This is a genomic window from Methylobacterium sp. Leaf87 (assembly GCF_001422775.1).
Taxonomy (GTDB): Bacteria; Pseudomonadota; Alphaproteobacteria; order Rhizobiales; family Beijerinckiaceae; genus Methylobacterium.
Map to the genome: position 1 here is coordinate 1 of NZ_LMMI01000038.1, position 12,313 is coordinate 12,313.

9 protein-coding genes and 2 pseudogenes are annotated in these 12,313 nt (G+C 70.7%); 4 read left to right on the top strand and 7 right to left on the bottom strand.

What is annotated here, in order from left to right; translation table 11 throughout:
• From ASF22_RS24975 to ASF22_RS23280, 3 genes and pseudogenes are all read right to left on the bottom strand, one after another.
• Positions 1 to 152: pseudogene (locus ASF22_RS24975) on the bottom strand (sugar transporter); the annotation flags it as partial.
• A 248-nt stretch (positions 153 to 400) separates the two neighbouring features.
• Positions 401 to 1,849 (bottom strand): LTA synthase family protein, encoded by a 1,449-nt coding sequence (locus tag ASF22_RS16270; RefSeq protein WP_244474316.1) that lies wholly within the window; start codon positions 1,847 to 1,849, stop codon positions 401 to 403.
• 41 nt (positions 1,850 to 1,890) lie between these two features.
• Positions 1,891 to 3,822 carry a capsular biosynthesis protein gene (locus tag ASF22_RS23280; RefSeq protein WP_082483762.1) on the bottom strand — a complete coding sequence of 644 codons (1,932 nt, stop codon included), beginning with the start codon at positions 3,820 to 3,822 and terminating at the stop codon, positions 1,891 to 1,893.
• 338 nt (positions 3,823 to 4,160) lie between these two features.
• On the opposite strand from ASF22_RS23280, the gene ASF22_RS16280 reads away from it, so the two are divergent.
• The 3 genes from ASF22_RS16280 to ASF22_RS16290 are packed head-to-tail and all read left to right on the top strand — an operon-like array spanning position 4,161 to position 7,126.
• Positions 4,161 to 5,468, top strand: coding sequence for a capsular biosynthesis protein (locus ASF22_RS16280; RefSeq protein ID WP_056266291.1), 1,308 nt, complete (start codon positions 4,161 to 4,163; stop codon positions 5,466 to 5,468).
• A gap of 39 nt (positions 5,469 to 5,507) precedes the next feature.
• Entirely contained in the window at positions 5,508 to 6,275 is a 768-nt protein-coding gene (locus ASF22_RS16285; RefSeq protein ID WP_056266294.1) for an SDR family NAD(P)-dependent oxidoreductase, read from the top strand.
• Positions 6,272 to 7,126: a formyltransferase family protein gene (locus tag ASF22_RS16290; protein ID WP_056266296.1), complete on the top strand. Its 855-nt coding sequence runs from the start codon at positions 6,272 to 6,274 to the stop codon at positions 7,124 to 7,126. Before ASF22_RS16285 ends, ASF22_RS16290 begins: the two co-directional genes overlap by 4 nt.
• A 295-nt stretch (positions 7,127 to 7,421) precedes the next feature.
• Here ASF22_RS16290 and ettA read toward each other — a convergent pair whose 3' ends face one another.
• From ettA to ASF22_RS24980, 4 genes are all read right to left on the bottom strand, one after another.
• Positions 7,422 to 9,074, bottom strand: coding sequence for an energy-dependent translational throttle protein EttA (gene ettA, locus ASF22_RS16295; RefSeq protein WP_056172228.1), 1,653 nt, complete (start codon positions 9,072 to 9,074; stop codon positions 7,422 to 7,424).
• 237 nt (positions 9,075 to 9,311) lie between these two features.
• The gene (locus ASF22_RS16300; protein ID WP_056172226.1) at positions 9,312 to 9,581 is read right to left on the bottom strand and encodes a hypothetical protein; all 270 of its coding nucleotides are present in this window, start codon (positions 9,579 to 9,581) and stop codon (positions 9,312 to 9,314) included.
• A 14-nt stretch (positions 9,582 to 9,595) separates the two neighbouring features.
• The gene (locus ASF22_RS16305) at positions 9,596 to 10,447 is read right to left on the bottom strand and encodes a DNA/RNA non-specific endonuclease (protein ID WP_244473798.1); all 852 of its coding nucleotides are present in this window, start codon (positions 10,445 to 10,447) and stop codon (positions 9,596 to 9,598) included.
• Between the two features lie 26 nt (positions 10,448 to 10,473).
• Complete coding sequence (locus ASF22_RS24980) at positions 10,474 to 10,770, bottom strand: hypothetical protein (RefSeq protein WP_244473797.1); 297 nt, start codon at positions 10,768 to 10,770, stop codon at positions 10,474 to 10,476.
• A 427-nt stretch (positions 10,771 to 11,197) separates the two neighbouring features.
• Between ASF22_RS24980 and ASF22_RS16310 the strand changes: the two are divergent.
• Positions 11,198 to 12,313: pseudogene (locus ASF22_RS16310) on the top strand (1-deoxy-D-xylulose-5-phosphate synthase N-terminal domain-containing protein); the annotation flags it as partial.

Consider the following 12,313-nt stretch of genomic DNA (forward strand, 5'->3'; position numbering starts at 1 on the left):
ACGAGTTCGTAGCGCGCGAACGTGCCCTCGCTCGTCGACACGTCGGCCCCGTCCACGATGGCGCCCGTCGTCGGGCCCGCACCGGGTAGGATCGAGGAACAACCGGACACGAGGCATGCCGTCAGGGCCGCGAGAGCCGCTGTGCGAACCATTCAATTTCTCCAGGCCGGGTTTCGCGCGAAGCGCGGTCCGGCAGTGCCGCCCATTCCGCGACGGCGAGACCGGGAGCGCCTCGTCTCGACGTCGAACCCGGCGGCACGTTCGCGGGCAACCCGTCATCCCTATGGGGCAAACGCTGCCATAAGATTAACGGATCGTTGTTGCGCGAGGCTGGATTTCCAGCCGACCGGGACGTCTCCGCCCAGAATGCGTCACGAGGGTGGCACGGTCACGCTTGGGCTTACGGCACCGTTGGCGACGGTCGCCCTCGATCCGGGGAGACCTCCGCCCGCAGCAACCGCCCGAGGGCGTCGGCGGTGAGATCGACCCTGGCCGGGACGGGCTGCACGCCGCCGAAATGCAGCACCGCGTAGTCCGTCGCCGTACCGCCGAAGCCGGGGCGGCAGTTCGGCAGGGCCGGGGCGTGGTCGCCGAACACGCAGAGGGTCGCCGAGATCCCTTCGCGCGCAACGCGGTCGTCCAGCCCGGCGATGAGCCTGTCCACCGCCTCCCCCGTATGGGCCAGGTGGTGGAGATACTGGGCGTGCGGATCGTCGAGGCCGGGCAGACGCCCGGGCTTCCACGGCCCGTGGTTCTCCATGGTGACGCAGAACAGGAACAGCGGACCGGTCCGGGCCCGGATCTCCACCAGAACCCGCTCGGCCAGGGCGATATCGCCGACATACGGTCCGACGCGGGGGGCGTCGGCGAAGTCCTCCTCCATGACGAGGCGGTCGAACCCGAGGCGGGTCACGACGGCGGCGCGGTTGAAGAAGTCGCGGTGGAAGGGGTGGACGAACAGGGTCGCGTAACCGGACCGCCGGGCGAGGCCGGCCAAGCTCGTCGGCTCGGCGCCGCCCCCCGTGAGGTAGGGATCGAACCGGCCGAAACCGAGATCCTCGGCGTCGCGACCGGTGAGCACCGCGTGCTCGGTCCGCATGGTGTAGGCACCGTGGGCCGGCACCCGCAGGCGGCCGTACCGGGTCGCGCGGGCGCGCAACGCTGCCATCACGGGCAGGGCGGGGCCGCCGAGGCGAACCGGATCGACGAAGGATTCGAGCTGGACCACCACGACGACGTGGTCCGATGCCCCCGAGGGGACGATGGCCCGTGGCGCCTGTTCGACCGGCGCGCGCAGGCTCAGCCAACGTGCCGCATAGGCCAGGATCGTCGCCGGCAGGCCGTAGCGGGCGATGTCCGCTTCCAGGGCGGGCGCGGGGAAGCGCGCGGCGAGCCAGCGGCTAAGGACGCCCTGCCCGGCCATCCGCGCCAGGGTCCAGAGGGTCAGAGGCAAGGCGATCACCGCCAGTACGGCGACGCTCGGCTCGTGCGGCAGCGCGGCCGGTTCGACCCGGTACCAGAGGACGACTCCGAGGACACTCGCCAGGATCGGCCCGGCCATCCGCGGATCGGTGAGGGGCCGGGTGTAGTAGAGTTCGGGGTGGCGCGGCACCTGGCGCAGGAGCGCGAAATCGCTGAACACCAGGGGCTCGCCGATGACGCCGCGCTTGAGCCGGCTCACCACCGTCAGGATCGCCACGGTGAGCACGCACGAGAACCCGGCGAGCCAGGGGCGCCACGAGAACGCGAACCAGAACGCGGCCACGAGAGCGTAGGCCGAGAGTCGCACGGCGAGGTCGCCGGGACGCCGGCCGATGGGACGCACGCCGCGCCCGTCGAACGCCTCGATGGCGAGGCTGAGGGCGAGGGCGGTGACGAGGGCCGTGAGGATCAAGCCGGGTCCGCCTTGTCTGGAGTTTTCGCCACCGGGGATGCGTCCTGCGCACCCAGCCCGACTCCCCGCCGGGCACGCAGGAGCCGGACGATGGGGTTGAGCACGGCGTAGCGCGCCCGCATGGCCAGGAGGGTGCGGCGGCTGAGGGCGAGCGCGGAGGGCGCGGTGGCATCGCGCTCGGCGCTCAGGCGGTCGAGGAGCTGCTCGGCCGAGCACGGCTTCATCGCCACGGGATCGAGGTAGAGCGGGTAGAGCAGGAGCGTCCCGGCCACGAGTTCGTCGAGGGCGAGGCGCCGTCCGCGGTTGGCGTTGGGCGCCAGATCCTCGGTCAGGCCCCAACCCGAATAGAACGGGCGCCCGTGGACCGCCACGGTGAGGCCACGGATCAGGGCCTCGAACCCGGCCAGCGACGTCATGGTCTCGACGTGGTGCGCCCGGTCGAGGAGATCGACGATGGACAGCCCGCCGACGATGCGGTCGGCGAGCGCCAGGGTCTCGGCCTCCGGAATCCTGCCCGGCCGGAAGCCGGCCTCGACGTCGGGATGCGGCTTGTAGAGCAGGAAGGCGTCGGGGTTGCGGGCGCGGGCCGCCGCCAGCAGGGCGCGGTTCGAGCGCACCACCGGCGAGCCGTGCCGCACGGAGGCGTCGTCCTCGACCTGCCCCGGCACGAGGACGATGCGGCGGTCCGTCGGCCACGATCCGGATTCGTCCGACAGGCCGACATTGTACTTCGTCAGGCGCCGCGCGACGACGAGGCGGCGCAGGGCTTCGGCCCGCGCCACGAGATCGGGCGGGAAGGCGACGGTCTTCAGGATGCGCGCGAGGCGGCTGTCCTGCCGCGGATCGTAGTAGATGCCGGAATCGTCGACCACGATGGAGGCGCCGGGCTGCAGGCTGGCACCGAGCCCGACGGAGCGCAGGAACCCGTCCTCGACCCGCCACAGGGGCAACCCCGCCTCGGCGCAGAGGGCTTCCAGGCGCTCGGGCATCCGCGTCGCCCAGGCGAGGACCCGGGCGCCGGGGGGCGCACGGTGCACCGCGTCCTCGGCCGCCATGGCGTGGATGGGCGGGCCGAACGGGCCGGTCGTGAAGGCGTCGAGGCCGGGCCGCTTCCACCGCGAGATGCCGACGAGCACCGTCGGCCGGTCGTTGTCGCGGAACCGCGCCCGCAGCCACGCGACCTTGTCGAGGCACTCCGCGCGGGCGATGGGCGCGCGGGTCCAGGGATCGAACCAGTGGATGCCGGCGCCGTAGGCGTCGTCGAGCTCGGTCGGCGGATCGGCTTCGACCACATCGGCGCCCGCGAGGCGCGCCGTGCCGGCGCTCGCCGCATCGCCGGTGAAGACCCGCGCGGCGGCGGTGCAGGCGGCCCAGGGGTCGACGGGGGCCCGCACGACCCGCAGGCGCGGCGCGGGTGCGAGATCGGCGCAGCCCTCGGGGCCGGCGGCGACGAAGTCCACCTGCGGGTGACGGGCCAGCACGCCGGCGACGAAGGCCCGGGTCCGGGCCGGGGTCGCCGCGCCGTCGAGGAGGATCAGCGCCACGCCTTCGATCTCGGCCACCGCGCCGGCCCCTGCCGAAAACCGGTTTCGGCCGTGCAGGCGCAGATGCGCCAATCGGTCGGCCAGGGCCGGATCCGCCCGGACGCCGCCCATCGGCGCCCCGTCGAGGGTGAGGCGCAGGCTCGCCATCCCCGTGGCGGGCGTGTCGTAGGGACTGAGAATCGGTCCCGGCGCGACCGTGAGCACCGGCCGCCCGAGACGGCTCAAGGCGGCGACCGTGACGCCGTCCGCACCCCAAACGACCGCGACGGTGCCGGGCTGGAACGGGTGGGCGAACGCGCTGCCCGTCGCCGCCGCGACCTGCGTGCGCAGGGCCCGGATGGTCCGGCCGGTGGAGAACAGGGAGGGCGGCGGGTTCGGGCGCATGAACGGTTCGACCAACACGGGAGGGCCGCCGCGTCCGGCCCGATGCTGCAGGCTCTAGAGCATCGGCCCGAACAGTGGGAACCGGTTTTCGGACCGGTCGACCCTGAAACACCGCGAACGCGCAAGCGGCCGTCCCGATGCGACCCGTTCGCGGGGCCCGATGCGACCCGTTCGCGGGGAATGGCCGTCTGCCAAGAGCTGCGTGGCCGCCGGGTCACACGGATTAAAATTCGTTTTGTGCAACCATGCCTTAAGATTGCTGCCTTTCAACGGCTATGCGACGTCTTCCATCGTGACATTCGCCCGGGTATCCGGGCTTCAGGACCCCGCGCCTCGGAATGCTGCAACCCCGCGCCCCCGCGCATCGCGACGGACCCGCCACGTTCCTGTTCCTGCAGGGCGTCGCCTCCCCGTTCTTCTCCGATCTCGGGCGCAGCCTCGAGGAGCGCGGTCACCGGGTCCGGCGAATCAACTTCTCCTCCGGCGACTGGCTGTTCTGGCGTCTGCCGGCGGACAATTATCGCGGGTCGTTCGAGAACTGGGGCGGGTACGTCGCCGAGTACATCGCCCGGCACGGGGTCACGGACATCATCCTGTTCGGCGATTGCCGGCCCTACCACGTCGCCGCCCGTGCGGCGGCCGAGCCGTCGGGCGTGCGCCTCCACGTGTTCGAGGAAGGCTACCTTCGGCCGAACTGGATCACCTGCGAACTCGGCGGCGTGAACGGTCACTCGTCCCTGCCCAAGACCGCCGAGGCCATCCGGGCCGTGGCGCGGCGCCTGCCGCAGCCGGGGCGTGCCATGCCGTCGAGCGGGGACATGGCGCGGCGCAGCCTGTGGGATGTGGCCTACAACATCGCCAATTTCGGCTTCCCGTACTTCTTCCCGCATTTCCGCAGCCACCGACCCAACCACATCGCCGTCGAATATGCCGGCTGGATCAAGAAGTTCGCCCGCCGCGCCCATACGCGGCGCGAGGCGGCCCGGCTCAACGAGGCCTACACGGCGGTGGGGGTCGATTACTTCCTGCTGCCGCTTCAACTCGACAGCGACTACCAGATCCGCGTCCACTCCCCCTTCCTCGGGGTCGAGGCGTTCATGGACCGGGTGATCGCCTCCTTCGCCGCTGATTCGAAGGGCGCGACCCGGCTCCTGATCAAGCTCCACCCCCTCGACAGCGGTTTGATCAACTGGCGCAAGTACGCCCGTCACTCGGCCAAGCGTCACGGGGTCAACGACCGCCTCGACATCATCGACGGCGGCGATCTGCCGAGCCTCATCGCCGGCAGCCGCGGCGTGGTGCTCGTCAACAGCACCGTCGGTATGCTGTCCCTCGAACTCGGCTGTCCGACCCTCGCCACCGGCGAGGCGATCTACAACCTGCCGGGCCTCACCGATGCGGGCGGCCTCGCGACGTTCTGGACGGCGCCGGTGGCGCCGGACCCCGACCTGATGCGCGATTTCCGCCGGGTCGTCCTGCACCGCACCCAGGTCAACGGCGGCTTCTTTTCCCGCGAGGCCATCGCCCGGGCCGTGGCCGGGACGATCCCGCGCCTGGAGGCGACCCTCCCGGCCGCGGCACTCGCCGCCGCCCAGGCCGGCCGCGCCGAGACCGGGGATGCGCAGGATCTCGCGCCGGTCTACTGAAGCGCCGGCCCGCTCCCCTTTCCAGAACCCACAGAGCCGATGCCCGTCATCCTCATCACCGGCGCGTCGAGCGGCATCGGCGCGGCGCTCGCCCGTCATTACGCGACGCCCGCCACCACCCTCGTGCTGCACGGCCGCGATGCCACCCGCCTGGACGCCGTGGCGGAGGCCTGCCGCGCCAGGGGCGCGATCGTGGAGATCGAGCGCCTGGACGTGCGCGATCGGGTCGGCATCGCCGCCTGGCTCGCGGCCACCCACGCCGCCCATCCCCTCGACCTCGTGATCGTCAACGCGGCGATCAACGGTGGCGACCCCGGCGGCGACGTCGAGACGTCCGCCATGGCGTTCGAGACCGTGGCGGTGAACCTCGACGGAGCCCTCAACGTCGCCCTCCCCTGCGTCGACCTCATGCGCGCCCGCGGCACCGGTCAGATCGCCCTGGTCTCGTCGCTCGCCGCCTTCGCGCCCCTGCCCGACGCGCCGGCCTATAGCGGCACCAAGGCCGCCCTCCTCGCCCACGGGCTGGCGTTGCGCGAAAAGCTCAAGCCCCACGGGGTCAAGGTGAACGTGGTGACGCCGGGTTACGTCCGGACCGCCATGGGCGGCGAGTATCAGGGCTGGCGACCCATGGAGATCGACGCGGCGGACGCCGCCGCCCGCATCGCCAGGGGGCTGGCCCGCGACCGGGACATCGTCGCTTTCCCGTGGATCATCGCGGCCCTCGCCCGCGGCTCGGCCCTGCTGCCCGAGTCCCTGCGGCGCCTCGGCATGAGCGGGTTCAAGTTCAAGATCCGGACCGGCCGATGAGCCGCCCCCGCCTCGCCCTCTTCGTCCTCGAGGCCCTGCCGAACGCGCGCGCCGTCCGCCGCTTCGTCACGGACCATGCGGCCGACATCGCCTTCGTCGGCCTGTCCAACGCCGAGCGTCCGAGTTCGGGGGGGCTCATCGGTCAGGTGCGGCGGCATCTCGCGCGCTCGGGACCGGCGATCCTGCCGTATCTCGGGGTGAATTTCGGGCTGCCCGACCTGCTCTCCCCCCTGTCCGGGCTGACCCGGCGGCTGGCGGGAACGACGGACACTCCCACCGCGACGCCCCTGAAGGCCCTGTGCCACCGCCTCGGTATCCCGACCCTGACCGTGGACGACGTCAACGGGCCGGAGGTCGCGGCCCTGTTCGCGCGTCACACACCCGGGATCATCGTCACCTTCCACTTCGACCAGATCCTGTCAGGCGCGACCCTGGCGCTGGCGCCGCTCGGCGGCTTCAACGTCCATCCCGGCCTGTTGCCGCGCCATCGCGGTCCCGTGCCGACGATCCACGCCCTGGCCGAACCGGAGCCGGCCTTCGGCGTCACGGTGCATCGCCTCGCCGTCACCATCGATGCTGGGGCGATTCTTTTACGGGAAGCGGTGACATTGCCGGCCGACACCACGGCGACGCGGGCGTCCGTGAGCCTGCACGAGCACGGACGGGTGCTGCTGGACCGCGTCCTGGCGCAACTCGCCGACGGTAGGCTGCGAGAGGGCGAGACGCCCGCCATCCTGCCCTATTGCCCGTTCCCGGACCGGGCCCTGCTGACGGATCTGCGCCGGCGCGGGCGAAAACTCACGGACGTGCGGGATCTGGGCGAGGCCCTGGCGCTGAGCGCGCGGGCCTGAGGCGGACGTGAGCGTCGATCCTCTCCCCGCTCACGGGGCGATCGCACATGGTCACCGGTGTCATTCCGAAGCGCCGCAGGCGAACCCGGACCCGAAGGGCCGCGCCGAAGGCGTGCAATCGAGAGCCGCCGACAGCGCAAGGCTTTGTTAAACCGGTGTTTCTGGGTCCCGGGTTCCGCTGCGCGGCCCCGGGATGACAAAGCGTTGCGAACTTCAGAAGGCTCGAAACGCGATATGCGGTCCCCTCTCCCAGCAAGCCGGGAGAGGGGATGCGCGCCGAGCGCTGGTTCGCGGCCTACCGCGAGAACTTCTTGTACTTGAGCTTTTTCGGCATCAGCGAATCGGTGCCGAGGCGGCGCTTCTTGTCTTCCTCGTAATCCGAGAAGTTGCCTTCGAACCACTCGACGTGGCTGTCGCCCTCGAAGGCGAGGATGTGGGTGGCGATGCGGTTGAGGAACCAGCGATCGTGGCTGATGATCACCGCGCAGCCGGCGTAATCCTCCAGCGCCTCTTCCAGCGCCCGCAGGGTCTCCATGTCGAGGTCGTTGGTGGGCTCGTCGAGCAGCAGCACGTTGGCGCCGCCCTTCAGGGTGCGGGCCAGATGCACGCGGTTGCGCTCACCACCCGACAGGGTGCCGACCTTCTTCTGCTGGTCGGAGCCCTTGAAAGCGAAGGCGGCGCAATAGGCGCGGGAATTGATCTCGCGCTTGTTGAAATAGATGATGTCGTTGCCGCCCGACACTTCCTGCCAGACCGTAGCGCCGGGATCGAGGGCGTCGCGCGACTGGTCGACGTAGCCGAGATGCACGGTCTCGCCCACCGAGATGGTGCCGCCATCGGGTGTCTCGGAGCCGGTGATCATCTTGAACAGGGTCGTCTTGCCGGCACCGTTGGGGCCGATGACGCCGACGATGCCGCCGGGCGGCAGCTTGAACGACAGGTCCTCGATGAGCAGGCGGTCGCCGAACGCCTTGTTGAGATGGTCGAACTCGATGACGTTGTTGCCGAGCCGCTCGTCGATGGGGATGACGATCTGCGCCGAGGCGTCGATCTTGTCGTTCTGCTTCGCCACGAGTTCGTCGTAGCGGGTGATGCGGGCTTTGGACTTCGACTGCCGCGCCTTCGGCGAGGCCGAGATCCACTCCTGCTCGCGGTTGATGGCGCGCTGGCGGGCCATGTCCTCTCGGCCTTCCTGGGCCAGACGCTTCTGCTTCTGGATGAGCCAGGCCGAGTAATTGCCCTCGTAGGGGTAGCCTCGGGTGCGGTCGAGCTCGAGGATCCAGCCGGTGACGTTGTCGAGGAAGTAGCGATCGTGGGTCACGATCAGGATCGCGCCGGGATACTGCTTGAGGTGGCCCTCCAGCCAGTTCACCGTCTCGGCGTCGAGGTGGTTGGTGGGCTCGTCCAGCAGCAGCAACTCGGGCTCCCACAGCAGGAGCTTGCACAGGGCGACGCGGCGGCGCTCGCCGCCGGACAAGGTGGCGACGGGCATCTCGTCGGTGGGGCAGCCGAGCGCCAGCATGGCCTGATCGACCTTGGAGTCGAGCTCCCAGAGGTTGCCCGCCTCGATCTTGTCCTGGAGGGCGGTCATCTCGTCCGCCGTCTCCTCGGAATAGTTCATGGCGAGTTCGTTGTAGCGGTCGAGGAGCGCCTGCTTCTCGGCGACCCCCTCCATGACGTTCTCGCGGACCGACTTGTTCGGGTCGAGCTGGGGCTCCTGCGGCAGGTAGCCGACGCGGGCGCCCTGCGCGACGAAGCCCTCGCCGGTCCATTCCGTGTCGATGCCGGCCATGATCTTGAGGAGCGTCGACTTGCCCGAGCCGTTGATGCCGAGCACGCCGATCTTGGCGTCCGGATAGAACGACAGATTGACGTTATCGAGAATCTTCTTGCCGCCGGTGTAGGTCTTGGTCAGACCCTTCATGTGGTAGATGAATTCGCGCGCCATGCCGGTATCCTTGACCTGTGGGATCGGGGCCCTTCCGGGCACGGCCGATGCCGAATGATGGGGTGCGCGGCCCCGCGGCGGCCCTTTGGGGAGCCGGCCGGGCCTCGCACGATGCGCCGTCGGACGGTCCGGCCCTCGCCGTCGTCGAACCGCTCCGGGCCAATCGCTTCGCCTGATGAGTGTTGCGCCGGAGTATCAGGGCGGCGCGGGACCGGCAAGAAGATCGGACGCGCGGCGTCAGGCGAAGGGGTTCTTCACCACCTCCGGGGCTGTCGTGGCTTCGGCGATCGCCTCGGGCAGGCTCTGCCCTTCGAGGGCCTCGACGATGGCGGTGACCGTCGCCCGTAGGGCGCGCGCCCGTCCCAGGCCAGTGCGATCCCGGGTCAGGTCGAGGGAGCCGTGCACGACGATGCGGTCGCGACCGTTTTCCAGGCAGAGGCCGCCGATGGTCCGCACGGCGGCCGCGTCGGCGAAGGGCCGGAACACCGGCGGCGTCGTGTCTGACATGCGCGTCTCCTCTCTCAGAAAATCGCCCGCATCAGGTCGCGCCACAGGCGCCGGGCGAGGCGGTGCAGCTGGTTCCTGGCCCAGGCCTCGAACGAATCCGGTTCGCGAGTCCGCCCGCGCGGCGGCCCGCCGGCTTCGTCGCCCCGCGAATAGGTGCGCGGCTCGGGGAGGTCCATGGCGCGACGCTTCACCGAATCGGGCAGTCCCGGAAACACGTCGAGGCCGGCGACGCCGCGCAGCTCGGCGAGCGACACGGCGCGCCACTCGGCGTCGTCGCGGTTGGGCACGAGGTAGGCGCCCGCCTCTCCCCTGGCCGGATCGTACAACGCCTTGAACAGCTGCGTCGGCACCAGGACCCGGCCGTTGATCGCCTGCACGCTGTCCCCGGCATAGACCGGGCCGGTGACGACGAAGAGCGTGCCCCGGGCGGTGGCGAGGCGGCGCACGCTCTCCTCGATGGCCGCCCACAGGCCGCGATTCACGGCCCGGTCCTGCGGTACGATGTTGGCGAGGGTGAAGGATTGTGCCTGCGCGGCCCCCGTCGGCATATCGCCGGCCGGCGCCATGTGGCCCCGGTCGAACCCGCTGCGGACGTAGTCCTCGAGATGCGCCCGCTCCGCTTCCGGCAGGGCGTCCTCGTCGTGGAAGTCATCGACGCGGTCGACGGCGCGCGCCGCCGCGACGCTCGACCGGGTCAGGCGCTCGGCGGCATAGATCGGTGTCCGGGACACCCCCGAATGCAGGAGGGCGAACGCCGCGTAGCACAGGGGCGTCGCCTGCCGCGCGAGCTTCGGGTTGACGAGGTCGGGCCGCATTCCCTCCGCGAACTGCTCGGAGCAGGTCTGCGCCTGGGCGGGCCCGCCCAGGAGGACGAGGAGGGCGAGGGCGCGAATCAGAAGCACACCCGGACCTTGCGGGGACCGGACGGCGTCTCGCGCCAGCGATAGGCGCAGGGGCGCCCGAGGGAGCCCTCGAAGGGATGTACGTCGCGGTCGGACGGGCCGGGGCCGGCCTGGCGGCGACAGGGATGCCGGCCCGGACACGCAGACGTGAACGGGGTCCGGTCGACGGTGCCGCGGGGAGTCGTTTCCGCGGCCCGGGCGCCCCCGGCCGGCAGTCCGCAGACGAGGGCGAGGCCGGTGGCGAGGCAGCCCGATCGGAGACGGCGAATCATCGGGCGAGAACGCATGGTCTGCCTTCCTGCTGTCCCCTGCCTGCGGGCCCATGCCTGCGGGCCACCGGGAGCGACCGCACCGTTGATCGGCGGCGGCCAGAGGTTTAACTGCCGCCCTTACGCCGGACGCTCGCGCCTGTCATGGGGGGCGGGACGACCGGCCCTGAGCCCATGCGTGGCAAAGCCGTGCAATGACGTTATAAGTGCAGATTCAAGGGTCCCGGCTCAGTCCAGGGATCAACCGTTGGGATGGGGGAGCCGGCGCCGTGGGTGGCGAAGGGTCAGGCCCGTTCGGGCGGTCACCAGCGAACAACGGGTCAATGCCAGTGTCTTCAGCCAATCCCTCGATTCTAGACGGTCTCGACGAGACGTCCGCGCTGCGTCGGCTTCCCGAGAGCGATCTGCCTGCGGTGGCCGAGGCGGTGCGGGCCGAGATGATCGNCTCGATTCTAGACGGTCTCGACGAGACGTCCGCGCTGCGTCGGCTTCCCGAGAGCGATCTGCCTGCGGTGGCCGAGGCGGTGCGGGCCGAGATGATCGAGGCGGTGTCGATCACCGGCGGGCATCTCGGCTCGGGGCTGGGCGTGGTCGAGCTGACGGTGGCGCTCCACCACGTGTTCGACACCCCCGACGACCGCATCGTCTGGGACGTCGGCCACCAGGCCTATCCGCACAAGATCCTCACCGGCCGGCGCGACCGCATCCGGACGCTGCGCCAGCCCGGCGGCCTGTCGGGCTTCACCAAGCGCTCGGAGAGCGTCTACGACCCCTTCGGCGCGGCGCATTCCTCGACCTCGATCTCCGCGGCCCTCGGCATGGCGGTGGCGCGCGACCTCGACGAGGCGGAGGCCAAGGCCAAGGGCGCCCCGGCCCCGAAGCGCCGCAACATGATCGCGGTGATCGGCGACGGCTCGATGTCGGCCGGCATGGCCTACGAGGCCATGAACAACGCCGGCGCGCTGCACTCGCGCCTCATCGTCATCCTCAACGACAACGACATGTCGATCGCCCCCCCGGTGGGGGCGATGTCGGCCTACTTACTTCGCGCGCCTGGCCTCGGGCGGCACCTACCGGTCGCTCCGCGAGACCGCCAAGCAGCTCGGAAAGCTGCTGCCCAAAGCCATTTACCAGCGCGCGGCGGCGGCGGAGGAATACGCCCGCTCCCTCGTGGTCGGCGGCGGCACGATGTTCGAGGAGATGGGCTTCCACTATGTCGGGCCCATCGACGGACACAACCTCGACCACCTGCTTCCCATCCTCAAGAACGTCCGCGACACCGAGCAGGGGCCGATCCTGCTCCACGTGGTCACCCGCAAGGGCAAGGGCTACGCCCCGGCGGAGGCCAGCGACGACCGCTACCACGGGGTGGTCAAGTTCGACGTGCTGTCGGGGGTGCAGGCCAAGGCCAAGCCCAACGCGCCGGCCTACACCCGCGTGTTCGGCGAGAGCCTGATCAAGTGCGCCGACGCCGACCCCAAGGTGGTGGCCATCACCGCGGCGATGCCGGGCGGCACCGGCATCGACCTGTTCGGCAAGGCGCATCCGGACAGGACCTTCG